Source organism: Pseudomonas sp. H3_C08 (assembly GCF_054669455.1).
The window spans coordinates 5,514,124-5,531,662 of the sequence record NZ_CP162803.1; the positions used below are offsets into that span (position 1 = coordinate 5,514,124).

At 59.9% G+C, this 17,539-nt stretch carries 16 protein-coding genes; 5 read left to right on the forward strand and 11 right to left on the reverse strand.

The genetic code is table 11. The features are described from left to right. Position 1: 1 nt before the first annotated feature. Together AB4N74_RS25150 and mgrA are read left to right on the forward strand one after the other, a co-directional pair. Complete coding sequence (locus AB4N74_RS25150; protein ID WP_460097552.1) at positions 2 to 1,321, forward strand: LLM class flavin-dependent oxidoreductase; 1,320 nt, start codon at positions 2 to 4, stop codon at positions 1,319 to 1,321. A 65-nt stretch (positions 1,322 to 1,386) separates the two neighbouring features. Beyond that, positions 1,387 to 2,424, forward strand: coding sequence for an L-glyceraldehyde 3-phosphate reductase (mgrA, locus tag AB4N74_RS25155; RefSeq protein ID WP_460097554.1), 1,038 nt, complete (start codon positions 1,387 to 1,389; stop codon positions 2,422 to 2,424). Positions 2,425 to 2,634: 210 nt separating this feature from the next. On the opposite strand, the gene tauD is transcribed toward mgrA, so the two are convergent. The 7 genes from tauD to AB4N74_RS25190 form a co-directional block, all read right to left on the reverse strand. Further along, complete coding sequence (tauD, locus tag AB4N74_RS25160) at positions 2,635 to 3,477, reverse strand: taurine dioxygenase (protein ID WP_099757712.1); 843 nt, start codon at positions 3,475 to 3,477, stop codon at positions 2,635 to 2,637. A 143-nt stretch (positions 3,478 to 3,620) separates the two neighbouring features. Then, complete coding sequence (gene tauC, locus AB4N74_RS25165; RefSeq protein ID WP_460097556.1) at positions 3,621 to 4,460, reverse strand: taurine ABC transporter permease TauC; 840 nt, start codon at positions 4,458 to 4,460, stop codon at positions 3,621 to 3,623. Continuing rightward, positions 4,457 to 5,251 carry a taurine ABC transporter ATP-binding subunit gene (gene tauB, locus AB4N74_RS25170; RefSeq protein ID WP_093440624.1) on the reverse strand — a complete coding sequence of 265 codons (795 nt, stop codon included), beginning with the start codon at positions 5,249 to 5,251 and terminating at the stop codon, positions 4,457 to 4,459. The genes tauC and tauB overlap by 4 nt, the downstream gene beginning before the upstream one ends. A 16-nt stretch (positions 5,252 to 5,267) precedes the next feature. Then, entirely contained in the window at positions 5,268 to 6,245 is a 978-nt protein-coding gene (gene tauA / locus AB4N74_RS25175) for a taurine ABC transporter substrate-binding protein (protein WP_093440627.1), read from the reverse strand. 321 nt (positions 6,246 to 6,566) lie between these two features. Beyond that, positions 6,567 to 8,150, reverse strand: coding sequence for a glutamate--cysteine ligase (gene gshA / locus AB4N74_RS25180; protein WP_093440632.1), 1,584 nt, complete (start codon positions 8,148 to 8,150; stop codon positions 6,567 to 6,569). Between the two features lie 270 nt (positions 8,151 to 8,420). Further along, complete coding sequence (locus tag AB4N74_RS25185; RefSeq protein WP_053116527.1) at positions 8,421 to 8,804, reverse strand: PaaI family thioesterase; 384 nt, start codon at positions 8,802 to 8,804, stop codon at positions 8,421 to 8,423. Next, positions 8,804 to 11,128: a Tex family protein gene (locus tag AB4N74_RS25190; RefSeq protein WP_460097559.1), complete on the reverse strand. Its 2,325-nt coding sequence runs from the start codon at positions 11,126 to 11,128 to the stop codon at positions 8,804 to 8,806. Before AB4N74_RS25190 ends, AB4N74_RS25185 begins: the two co-directional genes overlap by 1 nt. 358 nt (positions 11,129 to 11,486) lie before the next feature. Here AB4N74_RS25190 and ompR point away from each other — a divergent pair, with 358 nt between their 5' ends. Together ompR and AB4N74_RS25200 are read left to right on the forward strand one after the other, a co-directional pair. Continuing rightward, positions 11,487 to 12,227: an osmolarity response regulator transcription factor OmpR gene (gene ompR / locus AB4N74_RS25195; RefSeq protein ID WP_093440641.1), complete on the forward strand. Its 741-nt coding sequence runs from the start codon at positions 11,487 to 11,489 to the stop codon at positions 12,225 to 12,227. Between the two features lie 113 nt (positions 12,228 to 12,340). After that, positions 12,341 to 13,654 carry an ATP-binding protein gene (locus AB4N74_RS25200; RefSeq protein WP_016986270.1) on the forward strand — a complete coding sequence of 438 codons (1,314 nt, stop codon included), beginning with the start codon at positions 12,341 to 12,343 and terminating at the stop codon, positions 13,652 to 13,654. A 215-nt stretch (positions 13,655 to 13,869) separates the two neighbouring features. Here the strand turns inward: AB4N74_RS25200 and rimK are convergent, their stop codons facing one another. From rimK to rimA, 3 genes are read right to left on the reverse strand one after another with little or no spacing between them, the layout of a single operon-like run. Next, positions 13,870 to 14,775: a 30S ribosomal protein S6--L-glutamate ligase gene (rimK, locus tag AB4N74_RS25205; protein ID WP_007949201.1), complete on the reverse strand. Its 906-nt coding sequence runs from the start codon at positions 14,773 to 14,775 to the stop codon at positions 13,870 to 13,872. Then, a complete protein-coding gene (gene rimB / locus AB4N74_RS25210; protein WP_093429981.1) occupies positions 14,772 to 15,251 on the reverse strand; it encodes a retropepsin-like aspartic endopeptidase RimB in 480 nt (159 codons plus the stop codon). Before rimB ends, rimK begins: the two co-directional genes overlap by 4 nt. Positions 15,252 to 15,267: 16 nt before the next feature. Continuing rightward, a complete protein-coding gene (rimA, locus tag AB4N74_RS25215) occupies positions 15,268 to 16,047 on the reverse strand; it encodes a S6 modification regulatory phosphodiesterase RimA (protein ID WP_093429982.1) in 780 nt (259 codons plus the stop codon). Positions 16,048 to 16,164: 117 nt separating this feature from the next. Between rimA and AB4N74_RS25220 the strand changes: the two genes are divergently transcribed. Continuing rightward, positions 16,165 to 16,572, forward strand: a complete 408-nt coding sequence (locus AB4N74_RS25220; protein WP_007917939.1) for an RNA-binding S4 domain-containing protein — start codon at positions 16,165 to 16,167, stop codon at positions 16,570 to 16,572. A gap of 151 nt (positions 16,573 to 16,723) precedes the next feature. Here the strand turns inward: AB4N74_RS25220 and AB4N74_RS25225 are convergent, their stop codons facing one another. Further along, positions 16,724 to 17,524 carry a phosphatase PAP2 family protein gene (locus AB4N74_RS25225; RefSeq protein WP_460097562.1) on the reverse strand — a complete coding sequence of 267 codons (801 nt, stop codon included), beginning with the start codon at positions 17,522 to 17,524 and terminating at the stop codon, positions 16,724 to 16,726. Positions 17,525 to 17,539 lie beyond the last annotated feature (15 nt).

The window sequence follows — 17,539 nt, forward strand, 5'->3', positions numbered from 1 at the left end:
GATGAGCAGACAGTTGAAACTCGGTGCATTCCTTATGGCCACCGGGCACCACGTGGCAGCGTGGCGTCATCCGGATGTGCCGGCGAATGCGGGTCTGGATTTCGCCCATTACAAGCGGCTGGCGCAAATTGCCGAGGCGGCGAAGTTCGATGCGTTGTTTGTCGCTGACAGCGTCGCCGCGCCAACTCAGGACATCGCCAGCCGCATGGCGCGTTCCGATCACTTTGAACCGCTGACCTTGCTCTCGGCCCTGAGTGCGGTGACCGCGCATATCGGCCTGATCGCCACGGCGACCACCAGTTACAACGAGCCGTATCACGTGGCGCGCAAATTTGCTTCGCTCGATCACCTGTCGGGTGGCCGCGCGGGGTGGAATCTGGTGACGTCGGACAATGCTGCCGAAGCGCTGAATTTCGGGCGTGACGAACACATTGGCCACGCCGAACGCTACAGCCGAGCCCGCGAGTTTCATCAGGTGGTGACCGGGCTTTGGGACAGTTGGGAGGACGATGCCTTCTTTCGCGACAAGGCCAGCGGAGCGTATTACGACCCTTCGAAATTGCATGTGCTGGATCACGTTGGTGAACACTTCAGGGTCAAAGGTCCGCTGAACGTTGCGCGTTCGCCGCAGGGGCAACCGGTGATTGTTCAGGCTGGATCTTCGGAAACCGGGCGCGAATTGGCGGCGCAAACCGCTGAAGTGGTGTTCACCGCACAGACTTCGCTGGCCAGTGCCCAAGCGTTTTACGCTGACCTCAAAGCACGTTTGCCCAAGTACGGGCGCAGCGCGGATTCGCTGAAAATCATGCCCGGGGTTTTCGTTGTGGTCGGCGGCACCGAAGCCGAAGCGCGGGAAAAATGTGAAACGTTTCAGCAATTAGTCGAACCCGAGGTTGGCGTCGCCTTGCTTGGGCGTATGCTGGGCAACTTCGATTTGTCGAAGTACCCGCTGGACGGGCCGTTGCCGGAGTTGCCGCTGACCGAAAGCGGTCAGCAGAGCCGGCAGAAATTGCTCACTGAACTGGCGGGCCGGGAGAACCTGAGCCTTGCCGAACTGGGGCGCAAGATTGCTGGCGGACGCGGGCATTACAGCCTGGTCGGTACGCCGGAGCAGATTGCCGATCGTTTGCAGGAATGGTTCGAACAAGGCGCAGCGGACGGTTTCAACGTGCTGGTGCCGCACTTGCCCGGCGGGCTCGAAGACTTCGCCAATGGCGTGGTCCCGGAACTGCAACGGCGCGGGCTGTTCAGAACCGAGTATGAAGGCCGGACCTTGCGCGAGAACCTGGGTCTGGCCCGACCCGGCAATCGATTTGTGTAACACCCTTCGCGAGCTTGCTCGCGAAGCAGTCGACACCCTATTCAAGACAGACAAGAGAGGATTCGATGACTTACACCGCTGCCGAAAACCGCTACGACTCCATCCCTTACCGCCGCGTCGGCCGCAGCGGTCTGGTGCTGCCGGCGTTGTCGCTGGGTCTGTGGCACAACTTCGGTGACAGCACGCCGATCGACACCCAGCGCGCCTTGTTACGCACCGCGTTCGACCTGGGCATCAACCACTTCGACCTGGCCAACAACTACGGCCCGCCCTACGGCAGCGCCGAGATCAATTTTGGTCGTCTGCTGCGCGAAGACTTCAAGCAGTACCGCGACGAGCTGATCATCTCCAGCAAGGCCGGTTGGGACATGTGGCCCGGCCCTTACGGCCACGGCGGCGGTTCGCGCAAATACGTGCTGGCCAGCCTCGACCAGAGCCTGCAACGCCTGGGTCTCGATTATGTTGATATCTTCTATTCGCACCGTTTCGACCCGGACACCCCGCTGGAAGAAACCGCCAGCGCCCTCGCCACTGCCGTGCAACAGGGCAAGGCGTTGTACATCGGTATCTCGTCGTATTCCGGGGTGAAAACCCGCGAGATCGCTGCGCTGTTGAAAGAGTGGAAAGTGCCGCTGCTGATTCATCAACCGGCGTACAACCTGCTCAATCGCTGGGTGGAAAAGGATCTGCTGGATACCACCGATGAACTCGGCACGGGCGTGATTGCTTTCACTCCGTTGGCGCAAGGTCTGCTCACCGACAAATACCTCAACGGCGTGCCGGCGGATGCGCGGGTCAATCGTCCGGGCGGCGGTTCGTTGCAGGCTTCGCACTTGTCCGATGCCAACATCGCTCATGTGCGGGCGTTGAATGAAATTGCCAAGCGTCGTGGTCAAAGTCTGGCGCAACTGGCGCTGGCGTGGACGTTGCGGGATCCTCGGGTGACCTCGGCACTGATTGGTGCGAGCCGGCCGGAGCAGATTATCGAGAACGTCGGGGCGTTGAAGAATTTGAGCTTCAGTGCTGAGGAATTGGCGGAGATTGACCGGTTTGCCCAAGAGGGTGGGATCAATCTTTGGGAGAAGCCTTCGACGGCGGAGTGATGACGATTGGGTTGGATCAGCAAGATCCAACCCCCTCACCCCAGCCCTCTCCCCCAGGGGGCGAGGGAGAAAGGGAGCCGATCTTCATGCCTTTCAAAGCTTGAGTTCAACCCGATATTTCAGGTCGATGTAGCTTGTACAAACACCTCGGTCAGTCCCCTCTCCCTTTGGGAGAGGGTTAGGGTGAGGGGCTTTTGCCTTTAAAAGGACTCAGCGAAAAAACGGCACATCCCCCAACACCGTCGCCCGCTGCATAACCCGCCGCGCCGGCCGATAATCATCCACCGCGTAATGCTGCGTCACGCGGTTATCCCAGAACGCAATGTCGTCCTGCTGCCAACGCCAGCGAATGGTGAATTCCGGTCGCGTTGCATGGGCGAACAGAAACTTCAGAATCGCCTCGCTCTCGGTTTCCGACAGCTCATTGATCTTCGACGTGAAGCCTTCATTGACGAACAACGAACGCCGCCCGCTGACCGGATGCGTACGAATCACCGGGTGCGACAGCGGTGGATTCTTGCGTCGGGCCTCTTCCCACTGCGCCAACGCTTCCGGCGTATTGCCGTAGCGCTCCAGCGGAAACGAGCGAGTGAAATCGTGAGTCGCGGTCAGCCCTTCGAGTAAGGCTTTCATTGGCGCCGACAGCGCTTCGTACGCAGCAATCCCGCTGGCCCACAGCGTGTCGCCACCGAACTCCGGCAGCAACTTGGCGCTGAGCACCGCGCCCATCGCCGGCGTCGGCAGGAAGGTCACGTCGGTGTGCCAGATCGCGTTGTCGCGCACGTCGGTGACGGCGGTGTCGAGGATCAACACTTCCGGTTGTTCCGGTACGTTCGGGTAGATCGGGTGAATGTGCAGGTCACCAAAGTACGCAGCGAAACGCGCCTGTTGCGGCGGTTCGATTGGCTGGTTGCGGAAGAACAACACTTGATATTTGAGCAGCGCCTGTTCAATGGCGTCGCGGTGTTCCAGGGTCAACGGCTGGCTGATGTCGACGCCGCTGATCTGTGCGCCGAGGGCTGAGCTTAATGGGGTGATGTTCAGGCTGCTCATGGTCTTTCTCTTCGAATTCGGGGTTCAAGCTTTTGTAGGAGTGAGCCTGCTCGCGATTGCAGACTGGCAGTCAATGCTGTGGTGAATGACACACCGCAATCGCGAGCAGGCTCGCTCCCACAGGGGAATTTTCACAAGGCGATTTAGTGGGCCTGGCCGTGCCACGGCACCAGTTTGCGCTGCAGGGCGCGCAGGCCCATTTCCATGGCGAAGGCGATCAGGGCGATGACCAGAATCCCCAGCACCACGACATCAGTGACCAGGAATTGCGCGGCCGACTGCACCATGAAGCCCAAACCGCTGGTGGCCGCGATCAGTTCAGCAGCAACCAAGGTCGACCAACCCACGCCCAGACCAATACGCACACCCGTGAGAATGTCCGGCAGAGCGCTGGGCAAAATCACATGACGAATAAGCTGCAAACGCGTCGCGCCCAACGACTGCGCCGCACGCAACTTCGCCGGATCAACCGTGCGCACACCGGTCGCCGTGGCAATGGCGATCGGCGCGAAAATCGCCAGATAAATCAGCAGCACTTTCGACAACTCACCGATGCCGCACCAGATCACGATCAGCGGCAGATAAGCCAACGGCGGGATAGGGCGGTAGAACTCGATCAGCGGATCGAGCACGCCACGGGCGATGCGGTGGGCGCCAATGGCAATGCCTACCGGCACGGCGGTCAGAATCGCAAAACCGAGGCCCAGACCGATGCGGCTCAGGCTTGCGCCGAGGTGCTGCCACAACGTTGAATCCATGTAACCGGTAGTCGCCAGCAACCAGCCCTTTTGCAGCACGGCGGACGGTGGCGGCAGGAACAGTGGTTCGATCAACCCGGTGGCAGTCACCGCCCACCAGATGGCCAACAACGCGAACAGCGTCAGCAGACTGATCCAGCGCGTGCTGAGGCTGCGACGTACAGGAATGACCGCCGAAGCGCTGACCGGTTTTACCGCAGCCGAGGAAACGTCGTAACTGCTCATGCGCGCTCCTGCCGTTGCCCGGCGCTGCGTTGCGAGAACACTTTGCTCAGCACGTGTTCGCGGGTTTCGATAAAACTCGGATCGGATTTGATCGCCCGGGCGGATTCACCGGCGGCATAACGCTGACCGAAATCCAGATGCAGGCGCTCAACGATCTGCCCCGGATTCGGTGCGAGCAGAATCAGGTCAGTGGCGAGGAAAACCGCTTCTTCAATATCGTGGGTAATCAGGAAAACCGGCTTGGCCGTGCGCTGCCAGACTTGCAGCAACAGCTCCTGCATCTGTTCGCGAGTGAATGCGTCGAGGGCACCGAAAGGCTCGTCCATCAGCAACACGCGCGGATCAGCGGCGAGGGCGCGGGCGAGGCCAACACGTTGTTTCTGGCCGCCGGAGAGTTGCCAGATGCGGCGACTTTCGAACCCTGAAAGATCAACCAGCGCGAGCATTTCACGGGCGATTTTTTCGCGCTTGTCCTTGGCGATACCGGCCAGCTCCAGACCGAACGCGACGTTCGCCAGCACGTCCTGCCATGGCAGCAACGCATCATCCTGGAACACCACGCCCCGTTCGGCGCTCGGGCCTTTGACCGGCACACCGTCGAGGGTGATGCGCCCGGCGCTCGGCTCGACGAAACCGGCAATCAGGTTCAACAGCGAAGTCTTGCCACTGCCGGACGGGCCGAGAGCCACCAGCAATTGCTGAGGCCCCAGGGTCAGAGAAATATCCGCCAGCACCGGTGTCGGGCTGCCCGGGTACTGTGCGCTGATGCGCTCCAGCTGTAGCAAGGCCATCGCGGTTAACTCCCGATCAGTTGGTGATGTATTTGGCGCTGACGTATGGCGCGTAGTCCGGCAGAACCGCTTCGACCTTGCCTTGCTCCTTGAGGAACGCGGCGGTGTCAGTGATGGCTTTGGTGGTCGGCGCGCCGAGGCTGACGACCTGGTCCGCCGCCAGCGGGTAGACGTTGCCTTGCAGCAACAGCGGAATGTCGCTGGCCTTGGCACCGGAGAGTTTCACCAGTTTGTCGACGTTGGACTGATCGGCGAGCCAGGCTTTCGGGTCTTTGCGGTAGTCGGCGTAGGCGTCGAGGGTGACCTTGGCGAACGCGGTGACGATTTCCGGGTGCTTCTCGGCGAAGTCTTTGCGCACGATCCACGCATCGAAGGTCGGCGCGCCAAACTTGGCCAGTTCGCCGGAGGTGATCAGCACTTTGCCGTTTTCCTTGGCCACGCCGAGTGCCGGATCCCACACGTAGGTGGCATCGATGTCACCGCGTTTCCACGCGGCAATGATCGCTGGCGGGGCGAGGTTGAGCACGGTGACCTTCGACGGGTCGATGTTCCAGTGCTTCAGCGCGGCGAGCAGGCTGTAGTGACCGGTGGACACGAAGGGCACGGCGATTTTCTTGCCGATCAGATCTTGCGGGGTCTTGATCCCGGAAGCGTCGCGAGCGACCAGTGCTTCGGCGGCGCCGATCTGGGTGGCGATTAGGAAGGTTTCGACCGGGACTTTGCGGGTGATCGCGGCGGTCAGCGGGCTCGAACCGAGATAGCCGATCTGCACGTCACCGGAGGCGATGGCGGCGATGATGTCGGCGCCGTTGTCGAACTTGCGCCAGGCGATGTCGGCTTTGGTGGCTTTTTCGTAGGCGCCGTCGGCCTGGGCGACTTTCGCCGGGTCAACGGTGGTTTGGTAGGCGACGGTAAGGTCGGCGGCCTGGGCCAGAAAACTCGCGGCAGCCAGGGAGGCTACGGCGAGCAGGCGAAGCGGGAAATTCAGTTTCATTGAACAGCTCCATATCAGGCGACCGAGCGTCGGCGTGAAAGGAGACTAAATGATCTAAGAATCGGTAAATAAATAACTTTTTAGAATGAGCTTATGAGCGGAAAAATCTAAGGCGCGGGGGGATTGTGAATATTTCGGATCTTGCGTTCGACGTTAGATCTTTGCCCCCTCACCCCAGCCCTCTCCCCCCAGGGGGAAAGGGAGCCGATCTCTGTGCTTTTCAAGGGCCGAATTCGGCTCGGTATTTCAGGTCGGCGTACTTCGCATCAACAACTCGGTCAGTTCCCTCTCCCTTTGGGAGAGGGCTAGGGTGAGGGGCTTTTAGTTGCTGATTGCGAGAATGCTTGCCTGATACGACCCGACGAATACGTCGAAATCACCGACTTCGTTCTGCTCCAGCTCAGCCTGCGCTGCCAGAGAAGTACGCGCCAACTCCTCAAACTTCGCCTGCTCATCCGCCGCCAGTGGCTCGCTGCGGAAAAACTCGGCATGTGCCTGACTCTGACGCAACGAGAACTGCGCAAAGCTTTCCTTGTGCTCTGCCATCGCCGCCAGCACTTGCGCCGAAGGTGTCAGGGACGGATCGCTGACCTTGGCCAGTTGCGCGTCCAGCGCCTTGCTATGGGCATCGCCGCCATGGCTCTGATCCAGCAACGCCGCCAGTGGAGCGATCTGCTCCAGCAGTTCGGCCGCCCAGGTCTTCATCTCCACCGGTTCACCGTCACGCTGCAATTGCAGGCCTGGCCGCCGACCTTCCTTGACCACGCTGAGGAAGTTCGATGTCGCATTGCCGCACGAGGTGTTGGTCAACAACGGACTGTCGTTCAGCGCGCAGAACAGCAGGAACGCATCGAGGAAGCGCGACTCGGTCAGGTCGATGCCCATCGGCAGGAACGGGTTGATGTCCAGGCAACGCACTTCAACGTACTGAATGCCACGGGCCACCAGCGCCTGAATCGGCCGCTCGCCGGTGTAGGTCACGCGTTTCGGGCGGATGTTGGAGTAGTACTCGTTTTCGATCTGCAGGATGTTGGTGTTGAGCTGAACCCACTCGCCATCCTGGTGCGTGCCTACTTCAACGTACGGTGCGTATGGCGTGGCCACGGCTTTGCGCAGACTGTCGGTGTAGCTTGCCAGATCGTTGTAGCACGGCGTCAGACCGGCCTGGGCGTTGCTCTGGTAACCAAGGTCGCTCATGCGCAGGCTGGTCGCGTAGGGCAGATACAGCGTGTCCGGATCAAGTTGTTCCAACTGATGCGACCGACCGCGCAGGAAGCCTGCATCCAGCGCCGGCGAGGCACCGAACAGGTACATCAGCAACCAGCTATAGCGGCGGAAATTACGGATCAGCGCGATATAGGACGTCGACTGGAAATCGCGATCCGTGCCGACAAAACCTTCGGTTTCGCGCAGCAGTGGCCAGAGCTTTTCCGGCAGGGAGAAATTGTAGTGAATCCCGGCGATGCACTGCATGGTCTTGCCGTACCGCAGGGCCAGGCCCTTGCGGTAGACGTACTTGAGCTGACCGATGTTGGAGGTGCCGTAGTAGGCGATCGGGATGTCTTCCTCGGCCGGCAACGGGCACGGCATCGATGGACTCCACAGGTACTCGTTGCCGAGTTTGCTGTAGGCAAAACGGTGAATCTTGTCCAGGCTCGCCAAGGTATCAGCCGGGTCGGGCAGGGCGGGCGTGATGAATTCCAGCAGCGACTCGGAGTAGTCGGTGGTGATTTGTTCGTTGGTCAGCGCGGAACCCAAGGCTTCGGGGTGCGGCGTTTGCGCCAGGCGACCTTCGCTGGTCACGCGCAGGCATTCACGTTCGATACCGTGCAGGCACTGCTCGAGCAGAGAGAGGTTAGCGCGCTCGCCGAGCAGAGCCAGGCGGCGGTTGAGAAGTTCGCTCAATTTGGATTCCTTCACGCGTCAGTCGCCCCAATATGGGGGTGGGCAAGACGGTCTACAAGGGTGAAGTTGAAACTGGCGTTTTCGCCTGGTTTTATAGCGGCAGGCCATTTGCCGGTCAGTCAAGAACTGCACAATCCCTGTGGGAGCGAGCTTGCTCGCGAAGAGGGTTTATCAGCCAACATTTCGGTTGCCTGACACACCGCCTTCGCGAGCAAGCTCGCTCCCACAAGGTTCGTTGCGCCGAAATTAACTCAAAATGATGACCGGTAGCTACAGGACAGCGAACGTGCCTTGCGCTTTTGCGACCAGTTTGTCGCCCTGCATCACGTCGGCTTCGACCACCAAAGTACGTCGGCCCGGGTGAATCACCCGCGCCGTGCACATGACCTCACCGTCGGAAACGGCGCGGATATAGTTGATCTTGCACTCGATGGTCGCGCTCTGCTGATCGAAGCCATGAGTGCTGGAACAGGCCAGCCCCATGGCGATATCGACCAGACTGAACAGCGCGCCACCGTGTAATTTGCCGCCGCGATTGCGCAGTTCCGGTTCCAGCACCAGGGCGACTTGCGCCACCCCGGTTTCCAGGCTGTGCAGGCGGCAGCCCAACAGCTTGAAAAACGCGCTCTCGACGAGCCCGGCCGGAATCTCCATCAGCGTTTCTTCAACTGCTTGGCATTGGCGAACAGCGAGGCCATCGCATTGTTCACTGGCGCTGCGGTCGCGGTTTCCTTGCGTGGTGCGTTGTTCGAAGGCTGGCGTTGCGCTGAGCCCGGACGCGAGCCACGGGCGCCGTCGATTTTCTCGCCCGGGGTGTCGCCCATGCGCATCGACAGGCCAACGCGTTTGCGCGGGATGTCGACTTCCATGACCTTCACTTTCACCACATCGCCGGCCTTCACCGCTTCACGCGGATCCTTGATGAACTTCTCCGACAGCGCCGAGATGTGCACCAGACCGTCCTGATGCACGCCGATGTCGACGAAGGCACCGAATGCGGTCACGTTGGTGACAACGCCTTCGAGGATCATCCCCGGTTGCAGGTCTTTGAGGTCTTCAACGCCTTCCTGGAACTCGGCAGTCTTGAACTCCGGACGCGGGTCGCGGCCGGGTTTTTCCAGCTCTTGCAGGATGTCGGTGACGGTTGGCAGACCGAAGGTCTCGTCGGTAAATTTCTTCGGATCCAGACGCTTGAGGAACCCGGCATCGCCGATCAGCGAGCGAATATCGCGGTCGGTTTCAGCGGCAATGCGCTGCACTAGCGGGTAGGCTTCCGGGTGAACGGCCGACGAATCCAGCGGGTTGTCGCCGTTCATCACGCGCAAGAAACCGGCCGCCTGTTCGAAGGTTTTTTCGCCCAGACGCGCGACTTTCTTCAGCGCTGCGCGGGTTTTGAACGCACCGTGTTCGTCGCGGTGCGTGACGATGTTTTGCGCCAGCGTCGCGTTGAGGCCGGAGATCCGCGCCAACAGCGCCACCGAAGCAGTGTTCACATCAACGCCAACGGCGTTCACGCAGTCCTCGACCACAGCGTCCAGACCACGCGCCAGTTTCAACTGCGAAACGTCGTGCTGGTACTGGCCGACACCGATGGATTTCGGATCGATTTTCACCAGCTCAGCCAGTGGATCCTGCAGACGACGGGCGATGGACACCGCGCCGCGGATCGACACATCCAGATCCGGGAATTCCTTGGCCGCCAGTTCCGATGCCGAGTACACCGATGCACCGGCCTCGGAAACCATGACCTTGGTCATTTTCATCGCTGGATATTTTTTGATCAGCTCGATTGCCAGTTTGTCGGTCTCGCGGCTGGCGGTGCCGTTGCCGATGGCGATCAGGTCAACCGAATGCTTGGCGCACAGGGCGGCCAGAATGGCGATGGTCTGATCCCATTTGTTGTGCGGCACGTGCGGGTAAACCGTGGCGTGATCAAGCAGTTTGCCGGTCGAGTCGACCACGGCGACCTTGCAGCCGGTACGCAAGCCCGGGTCGAGGCCCAGGGTTGCGCGCGGGCCGGCCGGCGCAGCCAGCAGCAAGTCGTGCAGGTTGTGGGCGAAGACGTTGATCGCTTCGGTTTCGGCGCCGTCACGCAGCTCGCCGAGCAGGTCGGTTTCCAGATGGGTGTAGAGCTTGACCTTCCAGGTCCAGCGCACCACTTCGCCGAGCCATTTGTCGGCCGGGCGGTTCTGATTCTGGATGTTGAATTGCTGGCCGATCATGCCCTCGCACGGGTGCATGGTGCCCGGCAGTTCGTCGCCGACTTTCAGCGCGGAGCTGAGGATGCCTTCGTTGCGGCCACGGAAAATCGCCAGCGCGCGGTGCGACGGCATGCTTTTCAGCGGTTCGTCGTGTTCGAAGTAATCGCGGAATTTGGCGCCTTCCTCTTCCTTGCCAGCGATGACGCGGGCACTGAGGGTGGCTTCCTGTTTCAGGTAGTTACGCAGTTTCTCCAGCAGGCTGGCGTCTTCGGCGAAGCGTTCCATGAGGATGTATTTGGCGCCTTCGAGCGCAGCCTTCACGTCGGCCACGCCTTTTTCGGCATCGACGAAGCGTGCGGCTTCGGTTTCCGGGGTCAGGTTGGGGTCGTTGAACAGGCCATCGGCCAAGTCGCCGAGGCCGGCTTCCAGGGCGATCTGGCCCTTGGTACGGCGCTTCTGCTTGTACGGCAGGTACAAGTCTTCGAGGCGAGTCTTGGTGTCGGCGAGTTTGATGTCGCGCTCGAGGGCAGGGGTGAGTTTGCCTTGCTCTTCGATGCTGGCGAGGATGCTGATGCGCCGTTCGTCGAGTTCTCGCAGGTAGCGCAGGCGCTCTTCCAGATGACGCAACTGGGTGTCATCGAGGCTGCCGGTGACTTCTTTCCGGTAACGGGCGATGAAGGGAACGGTAGAGCCTTCATCGAGTAGCGCGACGGCCGCTTCGACCTGTTGTGGGCGTACGCCGAGTTCCTCGGCAATGCGGCTGTTGATGCTGTCCATAAAACCACCTGACATATTGTGAAATCAGGCTCGCAGGCACGGAAATAAAGGCCCGGAGTCTGGTTGAGCGGCTAGAAAATTGCCGCTGCCTGGGTCAAAAGGCAGCCCATTGACCCGTGAAATCGAACAATTACTGCGCTAGGCAGGAAAAAAAGCCTGCCACCTGCGGTAACGATTCAGACGTTGCCTGGCACAAAACGCCGCGCATTATAACCAGCGTTCTGTCATTCGGGGGCGTCGCAGTCTGTAGGCATAAACCCCGGTTTTCTGGCAGTGAAGGAAAAATCTGCTAACAATGCACACGGTGCGTATAACGGCAGCTACGCCATAATGCGCGCCGAGCTAAAAGGAGCATCCAATGAGCAGCACTGCACAAACTGCTGAAGGCGAAAAAATTCTCATCGTTGACGACGATCCGGGCTTAAGCAGCCTGCTGGAACGTTTTTTCGTCAGCAAGGGCTATCGCGCCCGTACCGTACCGAACACCGAGCAGATGGATCGTCTGCTGTCGCGTGAAGTTTTCAATCTGGTCGTCCTCGACCTGATGCTGCCCGGTGAAGACGGTCTGACCGCGTGCCGGCGTCTGCGGGCCGCGAACAACCAGATCCCGATCATCATGCTCACCGCCAAGGGCGATGAGATGAGCCGTATCAAGGGTCTGGAACTGGGCGCCGACGATTATCTGGCCAAGCCGTTCAACCCGGACGAGCTGATGGCGCGGGTCAAAGCTGTTCTGCGTCGTCAGGCCGCACCAGTACCGGGCGCGCCGGGCAGCGAAGACGAAAACGTCACCTTCGGTGATTACGTGTTGTCGCTGGCCACCCGCGAATTGAAGCGCGGCGAAGAAGTGCACATGCTCACCACCGGTGAGTTTGCGGTACTCAAGGCCCTGGTGATGAACGCGCGTCAGCCGCTGACCCGCGACAAACTGATGAACCTGGCCCGTGGCCGCGAGTGGGATGCCCTCGAGCGTTCCATCGACGTGCAGATTTCCCGTCTGCGCCGCATGATCGAGCCTGATGCATCGAAGCCGCGCTATATCCAGACTGTCTGGGGTGTGGGCTACGTGTTCGTACCGGATGGCGCCGCCACCAAGTGATCGGCGATTTGTAGGAGCGGGTCTGCAGGTTTTGGTCGAACGGCCATGCCCGCAGACTCGCAATCCGCAATATGCGAGCATTGCTCGCTCCTGCAAGTGTGTAGCGGTTATAGATGAAAACCCCTGTCTGGTTCCCCCAAAGTTTTTTCTCCCGCACCCTTTGGCTGGTGCTCATCGTCGTGCTGTTTTCCAAGGCGCTGACCCTGGTTTATCTATTGATGAACGAGGACGTGCTGGTGGATCGCCAATACAGCCATGGCGTCGCCCTGACGCTGCGTGCCTATTGGGCTGCGGATGAAGAGAACCGCGCAAAGATTGCTGATGCGGCGACCCTGATCCGGGTGGTCGGCGCCGGTGTGCCGGAAGGCGAACAGCACTGGCCGTACAGCGAAATCTATCAGCGACAAATGCAGGCGGAGTTGGGCGCCGACACTGAAGTGCGTTTGCGCATGCACTCGCCGCCAGCGTTGTGGGTGCGCGCGCCGAGCCTCGGTGATGGCTGGTTGAAGGTGCCGTTGTATCCGCACCCGTTGCGTGGCCAGAAAATCTGGAACGTGCTCGGCTGGTTCCTCGCCATCGGCTTGCTCTCGACAGCCTCTGCATGGATTTTCGTCAGTCAGCTCAACCAGCCGTTGAAACGTCTGGTGTATGCCGCCCGGCAGCTTGGTCAGGGCCGTAGCGTGCGGCTGCCTATCAGCGATACACCGAGCGAGATGACCGAGGTCTATCGCGCTTTCAACCAGATGGCGGAAGACGTCGAACAGGCCGGTCGCGAGCGTGAATTGATGCTGGCCGGCGTGTCCCACGACTTGCGCACACCGTTGACCCGCTTGCGCCTGTCGCTGGAGTTGATGGGCGATCGCAATGACCTCACTGACGACATGGTGCGCGACATCGAAGACATGGACGCGATTCTCGACCAGTTCCTCGCGTTTATTCGCGATGGTCGTGACGAGTCGGTGGAGGAGGTGGATCTGACTGATCTGGTGCGCGAGGTGGCGGCGCCTTACAACCAGAATGAAGAGAAGGTGCGTTTGCGTCTGGAGCCGATTCAGCCGTTCCCGCTGCGTCGGGTCTCGATGAAGCGTTTGCTCAACAACCTGATCGGCAACGCCTTGAACCATGCCGGTGGCAGCGTTGAGGTCGCCGCTTATGTGTCCGGTGACGTCAGTGCGCCTTATGTGGTGCTGAGCGTGATGGACCGCGGCGCGGGGATTGATCCTTCGGAACTTGAAGCGATTTTCAACCCTTTCACCCGAGGCGATCGTGCCCGGGGCGGTAAGGGCACCGGCTTGGGGTTGGCGATTGTGAAGCGGATTGCTTCGATGCATGGCGGCAATGTTGAATTGCGCAATCGGTCCGGGGGTGGACTGGAAGCGCGGGTGCGGCTGCCGTTGGGGCTAATGTTGCCTAGGGACGCTGTGTAGATCAAAAGCCCCTCATCGGAACGCCGCCCGCCCAGCCCTCTCCCCGAGGGAGAGGGAGCTGACCGAGGTGTCTTGCGTTATACATCGACCTGAAAGTCCGAGTCGATTATGGATTCGGTAAAGATCGATCATGTCGGCGGAGTTTTCCAATATCCCCCAATCAGTCCCCTCTCCCTATGGGAGAGGGTTAGGGTGAGGGGCTCTAGCTCTTCGCTCTAGCCCTTGCCTTTGGTCCGGGTCATATTCGGCCCGCCATTCTTCTCAAGATGCTCAATGATGATCCCCGCCACATTCTTGCCGGTAGTGGTCTCGATCCCTTCCAGCCCCGGCGACGAGTTCACTTCCATCACCAGCGGCCCGTGATTGGAACGCAGGATATCCACACCCGCCACCGCCAGGCCCATGACCTTGGCCGCGCGCAATGCGGTCATGCGCTCTTCCGGGGTGATCTTGATCAGGCTGGCGCTGCCGCCACGATGCAGGTTGGAGCGGAACTCGCCCGGCTTGGCCTGACGCTTCATCGCTGCGATGACCTTGTCACCGACCACGAAGCAGCGAATATCCGCACCGCCCGCTTCCTTGATGTACTCCTGAACCATGATGTTCTGCTTCAGGCCCATGAACGCCTCGATCACCGATTCGGCGGCGGTCGCGGTTTCGCACAACACCACACCGATACCCTGCGTGCCTTCCAGCACCTTGATCACCAGTGGCGCGCCGTTGACCATGTCGATCAGGTCGGGAATGTCATCCGGCGAGTGAGCAAAACCGGTCACCGGCAGACCGATGCCGCGTCGCGACAGCAGTTGCAGCGAACGCAACTTGTCCCGTGAACGGGCGATGGCCACCGATTCGTTGAGCGGGAACACCCCCATCATTTCGAACTGACGCAACACCGCGCAGCCATAAAACGTCACCGACGCACCGATCCGCGGAATCACCGCGTCGAAACCCTCCAGCGGTTTGCCGCGATAGTGGATCTGCGGCTTGTGGCTGGCGATGTTCATGTAGGCGCGCAAGGTGTCGATCACTACCATTTCATGCCCGCGCTCGGTTCCGGCTTCGACCAGACGGCGGGTGGAATACAGACGCGGGTTCCGCGACAGCACAGCGATCTTCATGCAACACCTGTGGAAGAGGTAGATACCGGGAACACCGGCTTGTCTTGTACATACTTGATGCCCGGATTGACGACCAGATGGCCATCGATCAGGGCTTTGGAACCGAGCAACAGGCGATAGCGCATGGACTTGCGGCAGGCGAGGGTGAACTCGATCGGCCAGACCCGATCACCCAGGGCCAGAGTGGTGCTAATCACATAGCGCTCCTGGGCATGACCGTTGGAGCTTTTGATGGTTTTGCGCGTCACCAGTGGCGCTTCGCAGCGGCGGTGACGCAATTGCACCACCGTGCCCAGGTGTGCGGTGAAACGTACCCACTTCTGGCCGTCGCGTTCGAACGGCTCGATGTCGGTGGCATGCAGGCTGGAGGTGCTGGCGCCGGTGTCGATTTTCGCTCGCAGGCCTGCGACTCCCAAATCCGGGAGCGCCACCCACTCGCGCAGACCGACAACGGTCAAATGGTCAAATGTCTTCAATAGAAAAAACCAACGATTAACGCGTCCAGGCCTCAGGCGAAACCCGGGCCAACGCTTTGAATGCAGGTTTGGCGAACCAGTAGCCCTGCATCAGAAATATTCCACAGTCCGCCAGGAAATCCCGTTCACCGGCGCTCTCAATGCCTTCGGCAATGACTGTAACGTCCAACTCCGCACAGATTGTGACAATCCCCCGAACGATCACCTGACGAACACGGTCTTGATCGACATCGCGGATCAGCGCCATGTCGAGTTTGATCAGGTCCGGTTGAAAATCAGCCAGCAGATTGAGCCCCGAATGACCGGCACCGAAATCGTCGATAGCGGTCTTGAAGCCGAATTCGCGGTATTCACGCAGAATATTGGTCAAATGGCGATAGTTATCTACGTGCTCGCTTTCCAGGGTTTCAAAAATCAGTCGGTCGAGCGGGAAACAGTGCTTTTTTGCCGCTTCGAGCGTACTGCGAATGCACAGCTCTGGACGATAGACGGCGTTGGGCATGAAGTTGATCGACAAGTGTGTCTGCATATTAAGATCAGCCGCACCTTTGATGGCACGGGTCCGGCAGAGCTGGTCGAAGCGGTAGCGGTTTTCTTCTGTAACCTGATTCAACACAGTGAATGCGCCTTCACCGCTCACCCCACGGACCAACGCTTCATGGGCGAAAACCGACTGATCGCGCAGATCCACGATGGGTTGATAGGCAAAGTCAAAATCGAAGCCTAACGGTTCACTGTGCTGGCAGCCCTGGCAACCGGTGTGAGTCGAAGTCAATGAAGAGGGAAATTTAGTCATTCGAGCACCCCCATGCCGGTGCACCGGCCAAGATCACAGTCTATCTGGAGGGCCGAGTTGTTGCGCCCGACAGAAACGGTAGTACAGTTCCGACTACTGGCTGAACGAGGAATTCAAATGGCGCAAAAAAGCGAAGAGGACGACAAGGTTCGTCTCGACAAGTGGCTGTGGGCCGCGCGTTTTTACAAAACCCGTGCCTTGGCCAAAGCGGCGATCGAAAGCGGCAAGGTGCATTGTCGCGGTGAGCGCTGCAAGCCTGGCAAAGAGCCGCGCATCGGCGATGAGTTCGAGATTCGTACCGGGTTCGAGGTGCGTACGGTGAAGGTCGAGGCGTTGTCGATTGTGCGGCGCGGCGCACCGGAGGCGCAGACGTTGTACGCGGAGACCGAGGCGAGTATTGCCAAACGTGAAGCGGCTGCGGCAATGCGCAAGGCGGGGGCGTTGGGTGTGAGTACCGACGGCAAGCCGAGCAAGAAGCAGCGGCGGGATTTGTTCAAGTTTCGGGGTAGCAGCAACGACGAGTAAGCGCGACGTTTCCGGGCTGCTTGTGCTGGCCTCTTCGCGAGCAGGCTCGTTCCCACAGTAGATCCGGTTCCTCCAGTGGATACTTGATCAATTGTGGGAGCGAGCCTGCTCGCGAATCGAGGGCGCAGCCCTCGCCGAAGACAGCTCGGTATCAGGCGCTACGCACCACACTCATTCGCGAAACCAGCGGCAACTTGCTCAGCAGATTGAAAATCGGCGAAGTCACCTTCAGCCAGAAATTCGAGGCGTGATAAGCAAACGGTGTGTAGTAACCCCAGCCCAACGCCCACACCGCCAGCAGCATACCGCCGATGTAATCGTCCTGACCCCAATGCGCACCGGCCACCAGACGCGGCAGCATGAACAACAGCGCCAGACCCCAGATCGCCACAAACTGGCCAACCGTGCGGCTGAACACGCCCATGAACAGCGCCCAGATCAGTAGCACCGAAGCATGGTCACCGGGAAAGCTCTGGCTCGAGCGATCCTTCAGCTCCCAGGTCTTCTCCATGTGCGGGAAGTAATCGCTGATATGCACCGCGCCTTCCAGCACCATCGACGGGCTGCTGTGCTGCCAGTCCATGTGGTCGGCGAATTTGGAAAACAGTGCGCGAATCACCACCATCAATAGCAGGATCGAGAAAAAACCGAAGAACGCACGACGCACATCAATTGCCTTGAAGACCCAGTCGCCCTTGATCAGCAGCATCAGCAAGATCAGACCGACAACGATGTCGAACGGACGCAGACTTGCAATTGCCCAGATGTGGAGCCATATCGGGTTGCTGGCCAGCGGTGCATTGAGCAAGCGGAACAGCCACTCGTCGAAAATCACACACAGCGAGTTGCCCGTAGGCCATAACCAGAAAGCCAGTAGCGCCAGTGGCACTACGTTGCACAGAACCAGCCGGCCGAGGTTCCACCTAGATTGGAACAAACCCGGATTGTTCATAAAATGCCTCCCATG

What these genes read in the sequence shown, in the direction of transcription:
- AB4N74_RS25150 (WP_460097552.1), top strand. Translation starts at nt 2, where the DNA reads ATGAGCAGACAGTTGAAACTCGGTGCATTCCTTATGGCCACCGGGCAC.
- mgrA (WP_460097554.1), top strand. Translation starts at nt 1,387, where the DNA reads ATGACTTACACCGCTGCCGAAAACCGCTACGACTCCATCCCTTACCGC.
- tauD (WP_099757712.1), bottom strand. Translation starts at nt 3,477, where the DNA reads ATGAGCAGCCTGAACATCACCCCATTAAGCTCAGCCCTCGGCGCACAG.
- tauC (WP_460097556.1), bottom strand. Translation starts at nt 4,460, where the DNA reads ATGAGCAGTTACGACGTTTCCTCGGCTGCGGTAAAACCGGTCAGCGCT.
- tauB (WP_093440624.1), bottom strand. Translation starts at nt 5,251, where the DNA reads ATGGCCTTGCTACAGCTGGAGCGCATCAGCGCACAGTACCCGGGCAGC.
- tauA (WP_093440627.1), bottom strand. Translation starts at nt 6,245, where the DNA reads ATGAAACTGAATTTCCCGCTTCGCCTGCTCGCCGTAGCCTCCCTGGCT.
- AB4N74_RS25185 (WP_053116527.1), bottom strand. Translation starts at nt 8,804, where the DNA reads ATGGAGATTCCGGCCGGGCTCGTCGAGAGCGCGTTTTTCAAGCTGTTG.
- AB4N74_RS25190 (WP_460097559.1), bottom strand. Translation starts at nt 11,128, where the DNA reads ATGGACAGCATCAACAGCCGCATTGCCGAGGAACTCGGCGTACGCCCA.
- ompR (WP_093440641.1), top strand. Translation starts at nt 11,487, where the DNA reads ATGAGCAGCACTGCACAAACTGCTGAAGGCGAAAAAATTCTCATCGTT.
- AB4N74_RS25200 (WP_016986270.1), top strand. Translation starts at nt 12,341, where the DNA reads ATGAAAACCCCTGTCTGGTTCCCCCAAAGTTTTTTCTCCCGCACCCTT.
- rimK (WP_007949201.1), bottom strand. Translation starts at nt 14,775, where the DNA reads ATGAAGATCGCTGTGCTGTCGCGGAACCCGCGTCTGTATTCCACCCGC.
- rimA (WP_093429982.1), bottom strand. Translation starts at nt 16,047, where the DNA reads ATGACTAAATTTCCCTCTTCATTGACTTCGACTCACACCGGTTGCCAG.
- AB4N74_RS25220 (WP_007917939.1), top strand. Translation starts at nt 16,165, where the DNA reads ATGGCGCAAAAAAGCGAAGAGGACGACAAGGTTCGTCTCGACAAGTGG.
- AB4N74_RS25225 (WP_460097562.1), bottom strand. Translation starts at nt 17,524, where the DNA reads ATGAACAATCCGGGTTTGTTCCAATCTAGGTGGAACCTCGGCCGGCTG.